General features: G+C 63.6%; 26 protein-coding genes. 1 reads left to right on the top strand and 25 read right to left on the bottom strand.

Going from position 1 to position 16,229, the window contains the following annotated elements; all coding sequences use genetic code 11:
- Window positions 1–13: 13 nt before the first annotated feature.
- Both ssb and HOP52_RS16960 read right to left on the bottom strand, forming a co-directional pair.
- A complete protein-coding gene (ssb, locus tag HOP52_RS16965) occupies window positions 14–643 on the bottom strand; it encodes a single-stranded DNA-binding protein (RefSeq protein ID WP_275298260.1) in 630 nt (209 codons plus the stop codon).
- 81 nt (window positions 644–724) lie between these two features.
- Complete coding sequence (locus tag HOP52_RS16960; protein WP_238978588.1) at window positions 725–2,113, bottom strand: MFS transporter; 1,389 nt, start codon at window positions 2,111–2,113, stop codon at window positions 725–727.
- A 161-nt stretch (window positions 2,114–2,274) separates the two neighbouring features.
- Here HOP52_RS16960 and uvrA point away from each other — a divergent pair, with 161 nt between their 5' ends.
- The gene (gene uvrA / locus HOP52_RS16955) at window positions 2,275–5,136 is read left to right on the top strand and encodes an excinuclease ABC subunit UvrA (protein WP_238978587.1); all 2,862 of its coding nucleotides are present in this window, start codon (window positions 2,275–2,277) and stop codon (window positions 5,134–5,136) included.
- 239 nt (window positions 5,137–5,375) lie between these two features.
- Here the strand turns inward: uvrA and rplQ are convergent, their stop codons facing one another.
- The 23 genes from rplQ to rpsS all read right to left on the bottom strand — a co-directional run bounded on the left by rplQ (window position 5,376) and on the right by rpsS (window position 16,204).
- A complete protein-coding gene (gene rplQ / locus HOP52_RS16950) occupies window positions 5,376–5,768 on the bottom strand; it encodes a 50S ribosomal protein L17 (RefSeq protein WP_238978586.1) in 393 nt (130 codons plus the stop codon).
- A 39-nt stretch (window positions 5,769–5,807) separates the two neighbouring features.
- Window positions 5,808–6,806 (bottom strand): DNA-directed RNA polymerase subunit alpha, encoded by a 999-nt coding sequence (locus tag HOP52_RS16945; protein WP_238978585.1) that lies wholly within the window; start codon window positions 6,804–6,806, stop codon window positions 5,808–5,810.
- Window positions 6,807–6,889: 83 nt separating this feature from the next.
- Window positions 6,890–7,510 (bottom strand): 30S ribosomal protein S4, encoded by a 621-nt coding sequence (gene rpsD, locus HOP52_RS16940; protein ID WP_238978584.1) that lies wholly within the window; start codon window positions 7,508–7,510, stop codon window positions 6,890–6,892.
- A 12-nt stretch (window positions 7,511–7,522) separates the two neighbouring features.
- Window positions 7,523–7,909 (bottom strand): 30S ribosomal protein S11, encoded by a 387-nt coding sequence (gene rpsK, locus HOP52_RS16935; RefSeq protein ID WP_010626488.1) that lies wholly within the window; start codon window positions 7,907–7,909, stop codon window positions 7,523–7,525.
- Between the two features lie 39 nt (window positions 7,910–7,948).
- Window positions 7,949–8,305 (bottom strand): 30S ribosomal protein S13, encoded by a 357-nt coding sequence (rpsM, locus tag HOP52_RS16930; protein WP_238978583.1) that lies wholly within the window; start codon window positions 8,303–8,305, stop codon window positions 7,949–7,951.
- Between the two features lie 121 nt (window positions 8,306–8,426).
- Entirely contained in the window at window positions 8,427–8,540 is a 114-nt protein-coding gene (gene rpmJ / locus HOP52_RS16925) for a 50S ribosomal protein L36 (RefSeq protein ID WP_009099023.1), read from the bottom strand.
- 31 nt (window positions 8,541–8,571) lie between these two features.
- Window positions 8,572–9,903 carry a preprotein translocase subunit SecY gene (gene secY, locus HOP52_RS16920; RefSeq protein WP_238978582.1) on the bottom strand — a complete coding sequence of 444 codons (1,332 nt, stop codon included), beginning with the start codon at window positions 9,901–9,903 and terminating at the stop codon, window positions 8,572–8,574.
- On the bottom strand, window positions 9,904–10,338 hold the full coding sequence (rplO, locus tag HOP52_RS16915; RefSeq protein WP_238978581.1) for a 50S ribosomal protein L15: 435 nt from the start codon (window positions 10,336–10,338) through the stop codon (window positions 9,904–9,906). It abuts the gene before it with no gap.
- A 3-nt stretch (window positions 10,339–10,341) separates the two neighbouring features.
- A complete protein-coding gene (gene rpmD, locus HOP52_RS16910; protein ID WP_066452141.1) occupies window positions 10,342–10,524 on the bottom strand; it encodes a 50S ribosomal protein L30 in 183 nt (60 codons plus the stop codon).
- 5 nt (window positions 10,525–10,529) lie between these two features.
- The gene (gene rpsE, locus HOP52_RS16905; protein WP_238978580.1) at window positions 10,530–11,030 is read right to left on the bottom strand and encodes a 30S ribosomal protein S5; all 501 of its coding nucleotides are present in this window, start codon (window positions 11,028–11,030) and stop codon (window positions 10,530–10,532) included.
- Between the two features lie 11 nt (window positions 11,031–11,041).
- The gene (gene rplR, locus HOP52_RS16900) at window positions 11,042–11,392 is read right to left on the bottom strand and encodes a 50S ribosomal protein L18 (protein WP_238978579.1); all 351 of its coding nucleotides are present in this window, start codon (window positions 11,390–11,392) and stop codon (window positions 11,042–11,044) included.
- Between the two features lie 9 nt (window positions 11,393–11,401).
- Complete coding sequence (rplF, locus tag HOP52_RS16895; RefSeq protein WP_238978578.1) at window positions 11,402–11,932, bottom strand: 50S ribosomal protein L6; 531 nt, start codon at window positions 11,930–11,932, stop codon at window positions 11,402–11,404.
- A 9-nt stretch (window positions 11,933–11,941) separates the two neighbouring features.
- Window positions 11,942–12,334 (bottom strand): 30S ribosomal protein S8, encoded by a 393-nt coding sequence (gene rpsH / locus HOP52_RS16890; RefSeq protein ID WP_238978577.1) that lies wholly within the window; start codon window positions 12,332–12,334, stop codon window positions 11,942–11,944.
- Window positions 12,335–12,368: 34 nt separating this feature from the next.
- Window positions 12,369–12,674, bottom strand: coding sequence for a 30S ribosomal protein S14 (gene rpsN, locus HOP52_RS16885; RefSeq protein ID WP_238978576.1), 306 nt, complete (start codon window positions 12,672–12,674; stop codon window positions 12,369–12,371).
- A 10-nt stretch (window positions 12,675–12,684) separates the two neighbouring features.
- Window positions 12,685–13,224, bottom strand: a complete 540-nt coding sequence (rplE, locus tag HOP52_RS16880) for a 50S ribosomal protein L5 (protein WP_238978575.1) — start codon at window positions 13,222–13,224, stop codon at window positions 12,685–12,687.
- Between the two features lie 18 nt (window positions 13,225–13,242).
- Window positions 13,243–13,560 carry a 50S ribosomal protein L24 gene (rplX, locus tag HOP52_RS16875; RefSeq protein ID WP_238978574.1) on the bottom strand — a complete coding sequence of 106 codons (318 nt, stop codon included), beginning with the start codon at window positions 13,558–13,560 and terminating at the stop codon, window positions 13,243–13,245.
- A gap of 14 nt (window positions 13,561–13,574) precedes the next feature.
- Window positions 13,575–13,946: a 50S ribosomal protein L14 gene (gene rplN, locus HOP52_RS16870; RefSeq protein WP_238978573.1), complete on the bottom strand. Its 372-nt coding sequence runs from the start codon at window positions 13,944–13,946 to the stop codon at window positions 13,575–13,577.
- A 39-nt stretch (window positions 13,947–13,985) separates the two neighbouring features.
- Window positions 13,986–14,246, bottom strand: a complete 261-nt coding sequence (gene rpsQ / locus HOP52_RS16865) for a 30S ribosomal protein S17 (protein ID WP_238978630.1) — start codon at window positions 14,244–14,246, stop codon at window positions 13,986–13,988.
- 1 nt (window position 14,247) lies between these two features.
- Window positions 14,248–14,439 carry a 50S ribosomal protein L29 gene (rpmC, locus tag HOP52_RS16860; protein WP_238978572.1) on the bottom strand — a complete coding sequence of 64 codons (192 nt, stop codon included), beginning with the start codon at window positions 14,437–14,439 and terminating at the stop codon, window positions 14,248–14,250.
- The gene (rplP, locus tag HOP52_RS16855) at window positions 14,439–14,852 is read right to left on the bottom strand and encodes a 50S ribosomal protein L16 (RefSeq protein ID WP_111413341.1); all 414 of its coding nucleotides are present in this window, start codon (window positions 14,850–14,852) and stop codon (window positions 14,439–14,441) included. Before rplP ends, rpmC begins: the two co-directional genes overlap by 1 nt.
- 15 nt (window positions 14,853–14,867) lie before the next feature.
- Window positions 14,868–15,566, bottom strand: a complete 699-nt coding sequence (gene rpsC / locus HOP52_RS16850; RefSeq protein WP_238978571.1) for a 30S ribosomal protein S3 — start codon at window positions 15,564–15,566, stop codon at window positions 14,868–14,870.
- Between the two features lie 11 nt (window positions 15,567–15,577).
- Window positions 15,578–15,910, bottom strand: a complete 333-nt coding sequence (gene rplV / locus HOP52_RS16845) for a 50S ribosomal protein L22 (RefSeq protein ID WP_010626471.1) — start codon at window positions 15,908–15,910, stop codon at window positions 15,578–15,580.
- 18 nt (window positions 15,911–15,928) lie between these two features.
- Window positions 15,929–16,204, bottom strand: coding sequence for a 30S ribosomal protein S19 (rpsS, locus tag HOP52_RS16840; protein ID WP_238978570.1), 276 nt, complete (start codon window positions 16,202–16,204; stop codon window positions 15,929–15,931).
- Between the last annotated feature and the right edge of the window lie 25 nt (window positions 16,205–16,229).

The following is a 16,229-nucleotide window of genomic DNA, read 5'->3' as shown; positions in this document are numbered from 1 at the left end:
CTGAACACGCGTTTCAGAACGGGATCTCGTCGTCGAAATCGTCGAAGCTGCCCGGATCGGGGGCGCCATAGTTGCCCTGCTGCTGGCCACCCTGCTGCGGGCTGCCCTGCTGCTGGCCACCCTGCTGAGGCATCGGGGCCGGCTGGGGAGCCGGGCGCGGCGCGGGCTGGCCGCCGGCGACGTTGCCGCCCTGGGGCGGCGGCGCCGTGCCATAGCCGCCCTGCTGCTGGGGCTGACCGCCGTAGCCGCCGCCCTGGTAGCCGCCCTGGCGAGGCGCCCCGCCGCCCTGGAAATCACCGCCGCCGCCGCGGGAGTCAAGCATCTGCATGTCGTTGACCACGATCTCGGTGGTGTAGCGGTCCTGGCCGTCCTGGCCCTGCCACTTGCGGGTCTGCAGCCGGCCCTCGACATAGATCTTGCTGCCCTTCTTGAGGTACTGCTGGGCAATCTCCGCCAGCTTGTTGAACAGCACCAGGCGATGCCACTCGGTGCGCTCCTGGCGCTGGCCGCTCTGGCGGTCGGTCCAGGTGTCGGTGGTCGCCAGGTTGAGATTGGCGACGGCAGTACCCGAAGGGCTGAAGCGAACCTCGGGATCCTGCCCCAGGTTGCCGATGAGAATGACCTTGTTGACGCCTCGGGCCATGATGGAACTCCCTATTCGTTGGTTCTGCTCGTGATATGGGTACCCTAGGAGCGCCCGCGGGCACCCGCGCCCGGGTCAGGGCTAGCCGCCACGATGGCGGTTGGAACGGATCAGGCGATCCAGGGCATCTTCATCGAGACGCCGCCGGTCCACCTTAAGATAGGCCAGCCGCTCTTCGGGAACGACCAGCACGTCCTCGACGCCGGCCACCTCGGCGAAGCTCGCCATCAGCGTCTCCATGGCGCCTTCGGGGTGGTCGTCGTCCAGCGCCACCACCTCGCTGGAGAGATGCGGCGGAGCCGGCATGCCGAGCATCACCAGCCACCACAGCGCGGCCAGCAGGGCGCAGCCGATGAATACCGCCGGCAGCCCCCACTGCTGGGCGAGCAGGCCGCCCAGCAGGCCGCCCAGGAAAGCCCCCAGGAACTGGCTGGTGGAGTAGACCCCCATGGCGGTGCCCTTGGCCCCGGCCGGGGCCAGCTTGCTGAGCATCGACGGCAGCGTCGCCTCGAGCAGGTTGAAGGCCGTAAAGAACAGCAGCAGCCAGGCGAACAGCAGCCAGCCGCCGCCGACCCCCGCCAGACCCGCCAGGCTGACGGCGATGCCGCCGATCGCCAGCAGACACATGCCGCGCATGCGCTGGCGCTTCTCGGCCACGATCACCAGCGGCACCATGCAGGCGAAGGCCAGCGCCATGATGCCCAGGTAGGCCAGGCCGTGATGCTCGGCGGCGATGCCGGCCTCGACCAGCCGGAAGGGCACGGCGACGAAGATCGCCATCAGCACCAGGTGTAGGGCGAAGATCGACAGGTCGAGCCGCCACAGGTCGGCGCGGGTGAGGATGCCGGCCAACTGGCGGCGGTCGATACCCACGTCGCGATGCCGCAGGCGACGCGGCGCCGGCGGCACCAGCTTCCACAGCACCACGAGCCCCAGCGCGGCGAGCAGTGCCGTGAACCAGAACACCGAGGAGAGACCGAACAACGCCGCCAGCCAGGGGCCGAGCACCATGGCCACGGCAAAGGCCACGCCGATGGAGAGCCCGATGGTGGCCATGGCCGCGGTGCGCACCTGCTCGCGGGTCTGGTCGGCGAGCAGCGCCATGATCGCGGCGGCCACCGCTCCACTGCCCTGCAGGCAGCGGCCGAGGATCACCCCGCCGATGCTGTCGGCCTGGGCGGCGACCACGCTGCCGATCAGAAACAGCAAGAGCCCGCCGGCGATGATCGGCTTGCGCCCAAAGCGGTCGGAGAGCAGGCCGAAGGGAATCTGCAGGATCGCCTGGGTGAGACCATAGACGCCCAGAGCCAGCCCTATCAGCAGGGGCGTGGCGCCGGCCAGGTCGTCGGCATAGAGCGCCAGCACCGGCAGCACCATGAACAGGCCCAGCATGCGCGTAGCATAGAGACTGGCCAGGCCAGTGATGGCGCGCCGTTCAGAGGCAAGCAGGAGTCCAGAGACCTTGCGCATAAGGTGGATGAATCCGATGGATAGGCGGGCGACCTCGCCCTGGGTGAGGGCCCATTCTAGCCGTTCCGGCCGACACAGGAAACGTTCGTCCCCAAGGCGCTTTGCCGCCCGACGGACCCCGCCCGTATAATGGTGGTTTTGCCGCGCGCCACGAGGTGGGAATGGACAGGATTCTGGTCAGGGGTGCCCGCACTCACAACCTCAAGCAGATCGATGTCGAGCTGCCCCGCGATGCCCTGATCGTGGTCACCGGGCTATCCGGGTCGGGCAAGTCGTCGCTGGCCTTCGACACCCTCTACGCCGAAGGGCAGCGGCGCTACGTCGAGTCGCTCTCCACCTACGCCCGCCAGTTCCTGTCGATGATGGAGAAGCCCGACGTCGACCATATCGAGGGGCTGTCGCCGGCGATCTCCATCGAGCAGAAGTCCACCTCCCACAACCCACGCTCCACCGTGGGCACCATCACCGAGATCTACGACTACCTGCGCCTGCTGTTCGCCCGGGCCGGTACGCCGCGCTGCCCGGAGCACGACGAGCCGCTGGAGGCGAGCACCGTTTCGCAGATGGTCGACCAGGTACTGGCGCTGCCCGAGGGCAGCAAGCTGATGCTGCTCGCCCCGGTGGTCAAGGGGCGCAAGGGCGAACACCTGCAGCTGCTCGCCGAGCTGCGCGCCCAGGGCTTCGTTCGCGCCCTGATCGACGGCCAGGTGCTCGAGCTCGATGACATCGCCCCGCTGGACAAGAACAAGAAGCACGACATCAGCGTGGTGGTGGATCGTATCAAGGTTCGCGAGGGGCTTGCGCAGCGTCTGGCGGAGTCCTTCGAGACCGCGCTCCACCTCGCCGACGGCACCGCGGTGATCCACTTCATGGACGGCGAGGCGGAGGATATTCCCTTCTCCTCGCGCTTCGCCTGCCCGGTGTGCGGCTACGCCATCGCCGAGCTCGAGCCGCGCATGTTCTCCTTCAACAACCCGGCGGGTGCCTGCGGGAGCTGCGACGGCCTAGGCGTGCAGCAGGTGTTCGACCCGGAGAAGCTGATCAGCCACCCGGAGCTGTCGCTCGCCGAGGGGGTGATCAAGGGCTGGGACCGGCGCAGCGTCTACTACTTCAGCCAGCTGCAGGCGGTGGCCGAGCACTACCGCTTCGAGCTGGAGACCCCCTGGCAGGAGCTCGCCCGCCACGAGCGCGAGATCATCCTCCACGGCAGCGGCTCCGACGACATCGCCTTCCACTACGTCAACGACCGCGGCCGCAAGGTGACCCGTGAGCATCCCTTCGAGGGCGTGCTGCCCAACATGCAGCGTCGCTACCGCGAGACCGAATCGAGCATGGTGCGCGAGGAGCTGGCCCGCTATATCGCCGAGCGCCCCTGCCCCAGCTGCCACGGCTCGCGGCTGCGTCTCGAGTCGCGCCACGTCTTTATCGACGACCGCACCCTGCCCCAGGTCGTCCGACTGCCGATCGGCGAGGCCTGGGACTATTTCCGGCGGCTGACCCTGCCGGGACGCAAGGGCGAGATCGCCGTCAAGATTATCAACGAGATCCACGCCCGCCTGGAGTTCCTGGTCAACGTGGGGCTCGACTACCTCAACCTGGAGCGCAGCGCCGACACCCTCTCCGGCGGCGAGGCCCAGCGCATCCGTCTGGCGAGCCAGATCGGCGCCGGCCTGGTGGGAGTCATGTACATCCTCGACGAGCCCTCCATCGGCCTGCACCAGCGCGACAACGACCGCCTGCTCAAGACCCTGATCCACCTGCGCGACCTGGGCAACACCGTGATCGTGGTGGAGCACGACGAGGAGGCCATTCGCGCCGCCGACCATGTGCTCGATATCGGCCCCGGCGCCGGCGTCCACGGCGGGCGTATCGTCGCCCAGGGCACCCCCGAGGCGGTGATGGCCAGCCACGACTCCCTGACCGGTCTGTACCTCTCCGGCAAGCGGCGCATCGAGGTGCCGCCGTGGCGCATCCCCGGCAACCCGGAGAAACAGCTGCGCCTCACCGGCGCCACCGGCAACAACCTGCACCGGGTCAACCTGACCCTGCCGCTGGGCCTGTTCATCTGCGTGACCGGCGTCTCCGGCTCCGGCAAGTCGACGCTGATCAACTCGACGCTGATGCCGATCGCCGCCCGGGAGCTCAACAAGGCGACCACCCTGACCCCGGCGCCCTTTGAGTCGATCGACGGCCTCGAGCAGCTCGACAAGGTCATCGACATCGACCAGAGCCCCATCGGCCGCACCCCGCGCTCCAACCCGGCCACCTATACCGGCATCTTCACGCCCATTCGCGAGCTGTTCGCCGGCACCCAGGAGGCCCGCTCGCGGGGCTACAAGCCGGGGCGATTCAGCTTCAATGTCAAGGGCGGACGCTGCGAGGCGTGCCAGGGCGAGGGCATGATCAAGGTGGAGATGCACTTCCTGCCCGATATCTACGTGCCCTGCGATGTCTGCAAGGGCAAGCGCTACAACCGCGAGACCCTGGAGATCGCCTACAAGGGCAAGAGCATCCACGAGGTGCTGGAGATGACCGTGGAGGAGGCGCTGGCCTTCTTCAGCCCGGTGCCGGCCATCGCCCGGCGCCTGCAGACGCTGATGGACGTGGGCCTCTCCTACATCCACCTGGGCCAGAGCGCCACCACCCTCTCAGGCGGCGAGGCCCAGCGCGTCAAGCTGGCCCGGGAGCTGGCCAAGCGCGACACCGGCAAGACCCTCTACATCCTCGACGAGCCCACCACCGGGCTGCACTTCGAGGACATCCGCCAGCTGCTCACCGTGCTGCACCGCCTGCGCGACCACGGCAACACCATCGTGGTGATCGAGCACAACCTGGACGTGATCAAGACCGCCGACTGGATCGTCGACCTCGGCCCCGAGGGCGGCTCCGGGGGTGGGCGGATCATCGCCGAGGGCACCCCGGAGCAGGTGGCGAAGATGGACGTCTCCCATACCGGGCGCTTCCTCAAGCCACTGTTGGAGCGGGCCAAGCACAGCCAGGCAGTGCCAGAAACCGCCAGCTGATCTGCCTCAAGGTGAGCGGCGCCGGGGACAGGTCCTGGAGGGGGTCCTACGCCAGGGATGGCGTCGGTAGCGCCCAGGGATGGGTTTACAGCGCCCCCGAACAGGCCTGTCGCCGGGCAAGCCGCGGATCAAGACCCACCGGAGCAGCGGTTTACGGGGTTAAAGATGAAAAAAACCGGCCCCTTGCGGGAGCCGGTTTTTCTTTCAGCGCTTGCCGTAGCCGGAAGGCCGGTCGGGGATCACTCCTCGACGGCGTCTTCCTCGACCTCGACGATCGGGCGATCGACGAGCTCGACATAGGCCATGGGCGCGTTGTCGCCGGTGCGGAAGCCGCACTTGAGGATCCGGACGTAGCCGCCCGGACGCTCGACGTAACGCGGACCCAGCTCGTTGAAGAGCTTGCCGACCGCTTCCTTGGAGCGGGTGCGGCTGAAGGCCAGACGCCGGTTGGCGACGCTGTCCTGCTTGGCCAGGGTGATCAGCGGCTCGATGACGCGACGCAGCTCCTTGGCCTTGGGCAGGGTTGTCTTGATCACTTCGTGCTCGATCAGCGACACGCTCATGTTCTTGAACATGGCCTGGCGATGCGAGCTGGTACGATTCAGGTGACGACCACTCTTACGATGACGCATGGTTGTGATTCCTTACCAAACTGGGACTCGAGTCGACGCTTAGGCGGAGCTCTTTTCGTCCTTCAGGCTTGCCGGGGGCCAGTTTTCCAGCCGCATGCCCAGAGAAAGACCGCGTGCTGCCAACACGTCCTTGATCTCGTTCAGGGACTTCTTGCCGAGGTTCGGCGTTTTCAGCAGCTCCACCTCGGTGCGCTGGATCAGGTCACCGATGTAGTAGATGTTTTCGGCTTTCAGGCAGTTGGCACTGCGAACGGTCAACTCGAGATCGTCTACGGGACGCAGCAGGATCGGATCAATATGATCCTCCTCCTCCTCGACCTCCTGTTCCTTGTCGGCTTCCAGGTCGACGAACGCTGCCAGCTGCTCCTGCAGGATGGTGGCGCTGCGACGGATGGCCTCTTCCGGATCCAGGGTGCCGTCGGTCTCCAGGTCGATGATCAGCTTGTCGAGGTCGGTACGCTGCTCGACACGCGCCGCATCGACGGCGTAGGAGACCCGCCGCACGGGGCTGAAGGTCGCATCCAGCTGCAGGCGACCGATGGCGCGCGACTCGTCGTCCGCCCCGACGCGAGCGTCGGCGGGCTCGTAGCCACGGCCACGCGCGATCTTGAGCTGAATCTTGAGCTCAGCGCCCTCGTTGACGTGGGCGATCACGTGTTCCGGATTGACGATCTCGACGTCGTGATCGAGAACGATGTCCCCCGCGGTCACCACGGCCGGGCCCTGCTTGTTCAGCGAGAGCACCGCCTCGTCGCGACTGTGCATGCGGATGGCCACGTCCTTGAGGTTCAGGAGGATCTCGATGACATCTTCCTGAACGCCCTCGATCGCGCTGTACTCGTGCTCGACTCCGGCGATCTCGACTTCCACCACGGCACAGCCGGGCATGGACGAGAGCAGGATGCGGCGCAGCGCATTGCCCAGCGTGTGGCCAAAGCCACGCTCGAAGGGCTCGAGCACGATCTTCGCGTGATGTGCGCTGATCTCTTCGACCTTGATGTCGCGCGGACGGAGAAACTCTGTCACTGAACGCTGCATATACTACACCTTTGAGGCTGCCAAACGGTTACTCGGTACTCGACGCCGGCCCCGCAGGGCCGGCACGACGCGATCAGCGACGCTTACTTCGAGTACAGCTCGACGATCAGGTTTTCGTTGATGTCGGCAGACAGGTCGCCGCGTTCCGGGATAGCCTTGAAGGTGCCTTCCATCTTCTTCGCGTCCACTTCGATCCAGGCCACGTCGCCGCGGTTGGCGGCGATGGACAGGGCGCTCTGGATGCGCGCCTGGTTCTTGGCCTTCTCGCGCACGGACACCACGTCACCGGGCTTCACCTGGTAGGAGGCCACGTTGACGGTCTTGCCGTTGACCGCGATGGCCTTGTGGCTGACCAGCTGACGCGCCTCGGAGCGCGTTGAGCCATAGCCCATGCGGTAGACGACGTTGTCCAGTCGGGATTCCAGCAGCTGCAGCAGGACTTCGCCGGTGGCGCCGGAACGACGCGCGGCTTCCTTGTAGTAGCTGCGGAACTGCTTCTCGAGCACGCCGTACATGCGACGTACTTTCTGCTTCTCACGAAGCTGCAAGCCGTAGTCGGAAAGACGCTGACGGCGCTGGCCGTGCACACCCGGGATCTGCTCGGATTTGCACTTCTTCTCGAAGGGAGTGACACCGCTCTTCAGGAAGAGGTCGGTCCCCTCGCGACGAGACAGTTTGCACTTCGGTCCAATATAACGAGCCATGAATCTGTCTCCTTAAACGCGGCGTTTCTTCGGCGGACGGCAGCCATTGTGGGGAATGGGCGTCGCGTCGGTGATGCTCTGCACGCGGAAGCCGGCAGCGCTCAGCGCGCGCACGGCGGATTCACGGCCAGGACCGGGGCCCTTGACCAGCACGTCGACGTTTTTCACACCATACTCGGCTGCAGCGGTCGCTGCACGTTCGCTTGCCACTTGAGCAGCGAACGGGGTGCTCTTGCGAGAACCACGAAAACCCGAACCACCGGCTGTCGCCCAGGAGAGAGCGTTGCCCTGGCGGTCTGTGATCGTCACGATCGTGTTGTTAAAAGAGGCGTGGATATGCGCAACGGCGTCCACTACCTGCTTTTTAACCTTTTTACGGTTGCTACGCGGGTTAGCCATGTTGATGTCTATTCCTGTCTTTACGCCAGAACGTGCGTGTTACTTGCGGATCGGCTTGCGCGGGCCCTTACGGGTGCGCGCGTTAGTCTTGGTCCGCTGACCACGCAGCGGGAGACTACGACGATGACGCAGACCACGATAGCAACCCAGGTCCATGAGACGCTTGATGTTCAGCGTCACATCACGACGAAGGTCACCTTCCACGGTGTACTTGCCGACCTCAGAACGCAGGGCATCCAGCTCTTCGCTGGAAAGCTCATGGATCTTGGTGGTCGGCGCGATGCCGGTCGCGGCACAGATTTCCTGCGCACGCGTGCGGCCAATCCCGAAGATATAGGTCAGCGAGATCGCCGCATGCTTGTTGTCCGGGATATTGACGCCTGCAATACGGGCCATCAGCTTACTCCGAAATTTGAGCGGCTTGCTCGATTGGTCACTACAAAAGGCGCAACAGCATACCCCTTTACCCAGCCAAGGGCAAGGGGCATGCCGGCACCGGTTTCATTCAGCGCTGGGATCAACCCTGGCGCTGCTTGTGCCGCGGCTCGATGCAGATAACGCGCACGGCGCCATTGCGTCGAATGATCTTGCAGTTGCGGCACATCTTCTTGACGGAAGCTCGAACTTTCATCGTTCCTTCTCCAATTCACGTACGGCGCGCCTTAGCGCATGATGCCGCCGCTGCCGTAGCCTTTCAGGTTGGACTTCTTCATCACCGAGTCGTACTGATGCGACATGAGATGCGACTGCACCTGGGCCATGAAGTCCATGATCACCACCACAATGATCAGTAGCGCGGTACCGCCGAAGAAGAACGGCACGTTCCAGGCCACGATCAGGAACTGGGGCATCAGGGAAACCGCAGTGATGTACAGGGCGCCGCACAGGGTCAGACGGGTCATGACCTTGTCGACATAGCGAGCGGTCTGCTCGCCAGGACGAATACCCGGCAGGAAGGCCCCTGACTTCTTGAGGTTGTCAGCGACATCCTTGGGATTGAAGACCAGCGCTGTGTAAAAGAAGCAGAAGAATATCACCGCCGCGCCGAAAAGCAAGATGTAGAGCGGCTGTCCCGGCCCCAGGGCCTGGGACGCACGCTGCAGCCACTCCATGCCGTCGCCCGCACCGACCCACTGGCCGAGGGAAGCGGGGAACAGCAGGATACTGGAGGCGAAGATCGGCGGAATCACGCCCGCCATGTTCACCTTCAGCGGCAGATAGCTGCTCTGCCCGGCATACATCTTGTTGCCGACCTGGCGCCGCGGATAGTTCACCGTGATGCGGCGCTGGCCGCGTTCGATGAACACCACGAAGGCCACGGTCGCCACGCCCAGCACGGAGAGAGCCAGCAGCGGCAGCACATTCCAGGCACCTTCGTTGCGGGCCAGCTCGAACGCCTGACCCACCGCACCCGGCAGGCCGGCGACGATACCGGCGAAGATCAGCAGCGAGATACCGTTGCCGATACCCTTCTCGGTGATCTGCTCACCCAGCCACATCAGGAACACCGCGCCCGACACGAAGGTGACGATGGCGGTGAAATAGAAGCTGAAGTCGGCCGTGTAGGCGATGCCCTGGCTGGCCAGACCCACCGACATGCCGGTGGCCTGAATGAAGGCCAGCAGCACGGTGCCGTAGCGGGTGTACTGACTGATCTTGCGGCGGCCGGCCTCGCCTTCCTTCTTGAGCTGCTCGAGATGAGGCGAGACCGCGGTCAGCAGCTGCATGATGATCGACGCGGAGATGTAAGGCATGATGCCCAGCGCCATGATACTCATGCGCTCCAGGGCGCCACCCGAGAACATGTTGAACATGCCCAGGATGGTACCCTGCTGCTCCCTGAACAAGGCAGCAAGCTGGTCAGGATTCATACCGGGAACGGGGATGTGGGCACCGATCCGGTACACCACGATGGCGAGGAGCACGAAGCGCAGGCGCGCCCACAGTTCACTCAGACCGCTGCCCATCGCCGGCACATTTCCTGACTTGGCCATTTAGTCCTCTACCTTGCCGCCGGCGGCTTCGATCGCGGCGCGGGCACCCTTGGTGACCTTGATGCCGCGGACCGTGACCGCCTTGTTGAGTTCGCCGGACAGGATGATCTTCGCGTGCAGCGTGGCATCCTTGAGCACGTTGGCCTGCTTGAGGCTCTCGAGGGTGACCTCGTCACCGGCCACCTTGGCCAGCTCGGCCAGGCGCACCTCTTCGGAGACCAGCGACTTCATGGAGGTGAAGCCGAACTTCGGCAGACGCCGCTGCAGCGGCATCTGGCCGCCCTCGAAGCCGGGCTTGACGCTGCCGCCGCTGCGCGACTTCTGACCCTTATGGCCACGGCCGCCGGTCTTGCCCAGACCGGAGCCGATGCCGCGGCCGACGCGCTTCTCGGCGTGCTTGGAGCCCGGTGCCGGGCTCAGGCTATTGAGTTTCATGGATTACTCTCCCTCAACGCGCACAAGGTAGTTGACCTTGTGGATCATGCCGCGCACGGCAGGGGTGTCTTCCAGTTCGACCGTATGACCGATGCGGCGCAGCCCCAGGCCCTTCATGGTGGCCTTGTGCTTGGGCAACGTGCCGATGGTGCTACGGGTCTGGGTAACCTTGAGTGTTGCTGCCATGGTATTTACCCCGTGATCGCTTCGACGGACAGACCGCGCTTGGCGGCGATGTCGTCCGGCGACTGCATGGAAGCGAGGCCCTTGACGGTCGCCCGCACCACGTTCACCGGATTGGTGGAGCCGTAGCACTTGGCCAGGACGTCATGGACGCCGGCCAGCTCGAGGACCGAGCGCATGGCGCCGCCAGCGATGATCCCGGTACCCTCGGAGGCCGGCTGCATGTACACCTTGGAGGCGCCGTGACGGGCCTTGACCGGGTACTGCAGGGTGTGCCCCTTGAGGGTAACCTTGACCATGTTGCGGCGCGCCTGGTCCATGGCCTTCTGGATCGCGACCGGCACTTCACGCGCCTTGCCGCGGCCGAAGCCGACACGACCATTGCCGTCGCCCACGACGGTCAGTGCGGTGAAGCCGAAAATACGACCCCCCTTGACCACCTTGGCGACACGGTTGACCTGTACGAGCTTTTCCTGCAGGTCGCCGGTGTTCTGTTCGTTCTTCGCCATCGTAAAACCCTTTAGAATTCCAGGCCGCCTTCACGAGCGGCGTCGGCCAGGGCCTTGACGCGACCGTGATACTTGAAGCCGGCGCGATCGAAGGCCACCTGGGTGATGCCAGCCTGCTTGGCGCGTTCGGCGATCAGCGCACCCACCTTGGCGGCGGCGTCTGAGTTGCCGGTCGCACCCTCGCGCAGGACCTTGTCCAGCGTCGAAGCGCTGGCGAGGACCTGGCCACCATCCGGCGAGATGATCTGCGCATAGATGTGGCGGGGGGTACGGTTGACGCACAGGCGATACACGCCCAGCTCGCGGATCTTGGCGCGAGCGCGGCGGGCACGACGGAGACGAGATTCTTTCTTCGCGTTCATAACCCTGCCTTACTTCTTCTTGGCTTCTTTGCGACGCACCTGCTCGTCGGCGTACCGAATCCCCTTGCCCTTGTAGGGCTCGGGCGGACGGAAGGCGCGGATTTCCGCGGCGACCTGACCCAGCTGCTGCTTGTCCGCGCTCTTGAGCACGATCACGGTGTTCTTCGGGGTTTCCACCGAGACACCTTCAGGAAGCTGGTAGTCGACCGGGTGCGAGAAGCCCAGTGTCAGGTTGAGCGTCTGGCCTTTAGCCTGGGCACGATAGCCGACGCCGTTGATTTCGAGGGTCTTGGTAAAGCCCTCGGAGACGCCGGTGACCAGGTTCTGGACCAGAGCACGAGTGGTGCCGGCCATGGCCCAGGACTTGGCTGACTCGCTCGGGTTGAAGGTCAGCTGACCCTCTTCCTGAGCGATGACCACGTCCGGATGGACGGTCATGGTCAGCGTGCCTTGGCCGCCCTTGACGGTCAGCTGGTCACCGTCGAGTTTGACCTCGACGCCAGCGGGCAGTTTAACCGGATATTTGGCTACGCGGGACATTCCAAACTCCTAGAATACGGTGCAGATGACTTCGCCACCGACGCCGGCCTGGCGAGCGGCACGGTCGGTCATCACGCCCTTGGAGGTGGTGACGATCGCGATACCCAGACCGTCGGCCACCTTGGGCAGCGAATCCTTGCCCTTGTACTGACGCAGGGACGGCTTGGAAACCCGCTGCAGGTGCTCGATGACCGGCTTGCCCTCGAAGTACTTGAGGGTCACGGTCAGTTCGGGCTTGGCGCCTTCGTCAACCGCGAACTCGGTGATGAAGCCCTCGTCCTTCAATACGCGGGCCACCTCGACCTTCAGCTTGGAAGACGGCATGGTGACCGTCTCCTTGGTGGCCATCTGCGCATTGCGGATACGGGTGAACATATCCGCCAGAGTGTCTTGCATGCTCATTTACGTTGCGCTCCTGATGATTCTACGTGGCGGCTTACCAGCTGGACTTCTTGAGCCCAGGGACCTCGCCACGCATGGCGGCTTCACGCAGCTTGTTACGACCGAGGCCGAACTTGTTGTAGAAGCCGTGCGGACGGCCGGTCACGCGGCAGCGGTTACGCTGGCGTACCGGGCTCGAGTCGCGCGGCAGCTGCTGCAGCTTCAGCGTTGCGTCGAAGCGCTCTTCGTCGGAAGCGTTCACGTCCTGGATGATCGCCTTGAGCTGGGCACGCTTGGCCGCATATTTCGCGACCAGCTTGGTGCGCTTCAGCTCACGCTCTACCATGCTTTTCTTTGCCATGATCCCACCCTTATTTCTTGAACGGGAAGTTCAGCGCGCTCAGCAGCGCACGACCTTCCTCATCGGTGTTGGCGGTGGTGGTGATAGTGACATCCAGACCACGAATCCGATCGATCTTATCATACTCGATCTCCGGGAAGATGATCTGCTCACGCACCCCCATGGAGTAGTTGCCGCGACCGTCGAAGGACTTCGGGTTGAGACCACGGAAGTCACGCACGCGGGGAATCGCGATGTTGACCAGGCGATCAAGGAACTGCCACATGCGCTCGGAGCGCAGGGTCACCTTGATGCCGATCGGCCAACCTTCGCGCACCTTGAAGCCCGCGATGGACTTGCGCGCCTTGGTCACCACCGGCTTCTGACCGGAGAGCTTCTCCAGGTCGCCGATAGCATTCTCGATCAGCTTCTTGTCGCTGGTCGCGTCACCGATGCCCATGTTGAGGGTCACCTTGGTGATCCGCGGCACCTGCATCACGTTGGCGTAGCTGAACTGCTCTTTGAGCTGAGCCACCACCTCGTTCTGATAACGTTCTTTCAAGTTCGCCATTTTGCTACCCGACTCGCGTTAGGCGTCGATCCGCGTCTGCGTCGACTTGTAGATGCGTACCTTGGTACCGTCTTCCTTAACCTGGAAGCCGACGCGATCCGCCTTACCGGTCTCCGAGTTGAAGATCGCCACGTTGGACGCGTGAATCGGAGCCTCGCGCTCGACGATACCGCCCTGCTTGCCCGCCATGGGGTTGGGCTTGGTGTGACGCTTGATCATGTTCACACCGGACACGACGAAGCGTTCGTCCTTGAGGACGCGCTTGACGGTGCCCCGCTTGCCCTTATCCTTGCCGGCGATGACGATCACTTCATCGTCACGTTTGATCTTTTGCATATCCGCCTCGCTCCTTACAGCACTTCCGGCGCCAGGGAAATGATCTTCATGAACTTCTCGTTACGAAGCTCACGGGTCACCGGCCCGAAGATACGGGTACCGATCGGCTGTTCGTTGGTGTTGTTCAACAGAACCGCCGCATTTCCGTCGAAGCGGATCAGCGAGCCGTCGGAACGACGGACACCGCTGCGGGTGCGAACCACTACCGCCTTGAGGACCTGGCCTTTCTTGACCTTGCCACGCGGAATGGCTTCCTTCACCGTGACCTTGATGATGTCACCCACGCGAGCGTAGCGGCGGTGTGAACCGCCAAGCACCTTGATGCACTGCACCCGGCGCGCTCCGCTGTTGTCGGCGACATCCAGCATTGTCTGAGTCTGAATCATCGGTTTTCTCCAAACCTAATCTGACTGCTCTCGCCGAGCTCAGCCCTTGGCCTGCTCGATCACCTCGACCAGCGCCCAAGCCTTCTTTCTGGACAGCGGACGGCACTCCTGGATGGAGACCGTATCGCCGACCTTAGCCTGGTTCGCCTCGTCATGGGCGTGCAGCTTGGTGGAGCGCTTGACGTACTTGCCGTAGATCGGGTGACGCTCACGGCGCTCGATCATCACGACGATGGACTTTTCCATCTTGTCGCTCACCACCTTGCCGGTGAGCGTACGGGATTTCTTCTCTTCGGCCATCTCAGTCACCTGCCTTCTCGTTGAGCACAGTCTTCACCCGGGCGATGTCCCGACGAACCTGCTTGAGCAGGTGTGTCTGGCTCAGCTGGCCGGTGGCCTTCTGCATGCGCAGGTTGAACTGCTCGCGGAGGAGTTCGAAGAGCTGCTCATTGAGCTCTTCGACTGACTTTTCACGAATTTCCTGGGCGTTCATCACATCACCGTCCGTTTCACAAAGGTGGTGGATACGGGCATCTTCTGTGCCGCCAGGGAGAAGGCCTCGCGGGCCAGCTCTTCGGAGACACCTTCGATTTCATACAGGACCCGGCCCGGCTGGATCTGTGCGACCCAGTACTCGACGGAGCCCTTGCCCTTGCCCATACGAACTTCGAGCGGCTTCTTGGAAATCGGCTTGTCGGGGAAGACGCGGATCCAGATCTTGCCGCCACGCTTGACGTGACGGGTGATCGCACGACGGCCGGCTTCGATCTGACGCGCCGTGATGCGGCCGCGACCGGTAGCCTTCAGGCCGTATTCCCCGAAGCTGATCTTGCTTCCGCGATGTGCCAGGCCACGGTTGCGGCCTTTCTGCATCTTGCGGAATTTCATGCGCTTGGGTTGTAACATCGACTCGCTCTCCCCTTATCTGGAACCTTTCTTCTTGGAGGGCGCGGCAGGCTGCTGTTTCGCCTTGGCGCGGACCTCTTCGATGCCCCCGAGGATTTCACCCTTGAAGACCCAGACCTTGACTCCGATGATGCCGTAGGTGGTCTTGGCTTCGTAGGTGGCGTAGTCGATGTCCGCACGCAGGGTGTGCAGCGGCACGCGACCTTCCCGGTACCATTCGGTACGGGCGATTTCCGCACCGCCGAGACGGCCGGAGAGCATCACCTTGATACCGCCGGCGCCCAGGCGCATGGCGTTCTGCACGGAACGCTTCATGGCGCGACGGAACATCACGCGGCGCTCGAGCTGGCCGGCGATGTTCTGCGCGACGAGCTTGGCGTCGAGTTCCGGCTTGCGAACTTCCTCGATGTTGACGTGCACGGGCACGCCCATCATGGCGGTGATGTCGCGACGCAGGCGATCGACGTCCTCGCCCTTCTTGCCGATCACGATGCCCGGACGGGCAGTGTGAATGGTAATGCGGGCGTTGTTGGCCGGACGCTCGATGTGGATGCGGCTCACGGAGGCGTTCTTCAGACGCTCTTCCAGGAAGCGACGCACCTCAAGATCGTTGTTCAGCTTGTCGGCATAGGCACCGCGCTCGGCATACCACACCGAAGCGTGATCCTTGACGATACCCAGCCGAATACCTGTCGGATGTACTTTCTGACCCATCTGGTCGACTCCTACTTCTCGGCTACCTTGACGGTGATGTGGCAGGTGCGCTTCAAGATACGATCCGCACGGCCCTTGGCGCGCGGCTTGATACGCTTGAGCGTCATGCCCTCATCGACGCAGATGGTCGAGACACGCAGCTCGTCGATATCCATGCCGTTGTTTTCTTCCGCGTTCGCGATGGCGGACTGCAGCACCTTCTTGACCAGCTTGGCAGCCTTCTTCGGCGAGAAGGTCAGCAGGTCGAGCGCCTCGGCGACCGGCTTACCGCGCACCTGGTCAGCCACCAAACGGGCCTTCTGGGCGGATAAACGAGCGCCACGCAGCTTAGCTGTGACTTCCATCTCTCAATCCTCTCTGGCTTACCGTTTGGCTTTCTTGTCCGCCGCATGACCGCGATAGGTGCGGGTGGCAGCGAATTCGCCCAGCTTGTGGCCAACCATTTCCTCGGAGACGTGCACCGGGACGTGTTGGCGACCGTTATGGACTGCAATGGTGAGCCCGACCATGTTGGGCAGGATCATCGAGCGACGCGACCAGGTCTTGATCGGTTTGCGATCGCCCTTCTCCACTGCAGCCTCAACCTTCTTCAGCAGATGAAGGTCAATGAAAGGACCTTTCTTCAGTGAACGTGGCACAGCCGTTACCTCTTAATGTCTTGGC

Source organism: Billgrantia campisalis, assembly GCF_022341425.1.
GTDB lineage: Bacteria > Pseudomonadota > Gammaproteobacteria > Pseudomonadales > Halomonadaceae > Halomonas > Halomonas campisalis.
This window is presented reverse-complemented; position numbering and strand designations above follow the sequence as displayed.

Coding starts and splice junctions, on each gene's coding strand:
- rplQ (WP_238978586.1), bottom strand. CDS start 5,768: ATGCGTCATCGTAAGAGTGGTCGTCACCTGAATCGTACCAGCTCGCAT.
- rpsC (WP_238978571.1), bottom strand. CDS start 15,566: ATGGGTCAGAAAGTACATCCGACAGGTATTCGGCTGGGTATCGTCAAG.
- rplX (WP_238978574.1), bottom strand. CDS start 13,560: ATGCAAAAGATCAAACGTGACGATGAAGTGATCGTCATCGCCGGCAAG.
- HOP52_RS16960 (WP_238978588.1), bottom strand. CDS start 2,113: ATGCGCAAGGTCTCTGGACTCCTGCTTGCCTCTGAACGGCGCGCCATC.
- rpmC (WP_238978572.1), bottom strand. CDS start 14,439: ATGAACGCCCAGGAAATTCGTGAAAAGTCAGTCGAAGAGCTCAATGAG.
- rplP (WP_111413341.1), bottom strand. CDS start 14,852: ATGTTACAACCCAAGCGCATGAAATTCCGCAAGATGCAGAAAGGCCGC.
- rpmJ (WP_009099023.1), bottom strand. CDS start 8,540: ATGAAAGTTCGAGCTTCCGTCAAGAAGATGTGCCGCAACTGCAAGATC.
- rpsH (WP_238978577.1), bottom strand. CDS start 12,334: ATGAGCATGCAAGACACTCTGGCGGATATGTTCACCCGTATCCGCAAT.
- rplV (WP_010626471.1), bottom strand. CDS start 15,910: ATGGAAGTCACAGCTAAGCTGCGTGGCGCTCGTTTATCCGCCCAGAAG.
- rplN (WP_238978573.1), bottom strand. CDS start 13,946: ATGATTCAGACTCAGACAATGCTGGATGTCGCCGACAACAGCGGAGCG.
- rpsD (WP_238978584.1), bottom strand. CDS start 7,510: ATGGCTCGTTATATTGGACCGAAGTGCAAACTGTCTCGTCGCGAGGGG.
- ssb (WP_275298260.1), bottom strand. CDS start 643: ATGGCCCGAGGCGTCAACAAGGTCATTCTCATCGGCAACCTGGGGCAG.
- rpsN (WP_238978576.1), bottom strand. CDS start 12,674: ATGGCAAAGAAAAGCATGGTAGAGCGTGAGCTGAAGCGCACCAAGCTG.
- rpsQ (WP_238978630.1), bottom strand. CDS start 14,246: ATGGCCGAAGAGAAGAAATCCCGTACGCTCACCGGCAAGGTGGTGAGC.
- rpmD (WP_066452141.1), bottom strand. CDS start 10,524: ATGGCAGCAACACTCAAGGTTACCCAGACCCGTAGCACCATCGGCACG.
- HOP52_RS16945 (WP_238978585.1), bottom strand. CDS start 6,806: ATGCAGCGTTCAGTGACAGAGTTTCTCCGTCCGCGCGACATCAAGGTC.
- rpsE (WP_238978580.1), bottom strand. CDS start 11,030: ATGGCGAAGAACGAACAGAACACCGGCGACCTGCAGGAAAAGCTCGTA.
- rplF (WP_238978578.1), bottom strand. CDS start 11,932: ATGTCCCGCGTAGCCAAATATCCGGTTAAACTGCCCGCTGGCGTCGAG.
- rplR (WP_238978579.1), bottom strand. CDS start 11,392: ATGAACGCGAAGAAAGAATCTCGTCTCCGTCGTGCCCGCCGCGCTCGC.
- rplO (WP_238978581.1), bottom strand. CDS start 10,338: ATGAAACTCAATAGCCTGAGCCCGGCACCGGGCTCCAAGCACGCCGAG.
- rpsM (WP_238978583.1), bottom strand. CDS start 8,305: ATGGCCCGTATTGCAGGCGTCAATATCCCGGACAACAAGCATGCGGCG.
- uvrA (WP_238978587.1), top strand. CDS start 2,275: ATGGACAGGATTCTGGTCAGGGGTGCCCGCACTCACAACCTCAAGCAG.
- rpsK (WP_010626488.1), bottom strand. CDS start 7,909: ATGGCTAACCCGCGTAGCAACCGTAAAAAGGTTAAAAAGCAGGTAGTG.
- rplE (WP_238978575.1), bottom strand. CDS start 13,224: ATGGCGAACTTGAAAGAACGTTATCAGAACGAGGTGGTGGCTCAGCTC.
- secY (WP_238978582.1), bottom strand. CDS start 9,903: ATGGCCAAGTCAGGAAATGTGCCGGCGATGGGCAGCGGTCTGAGTGAA.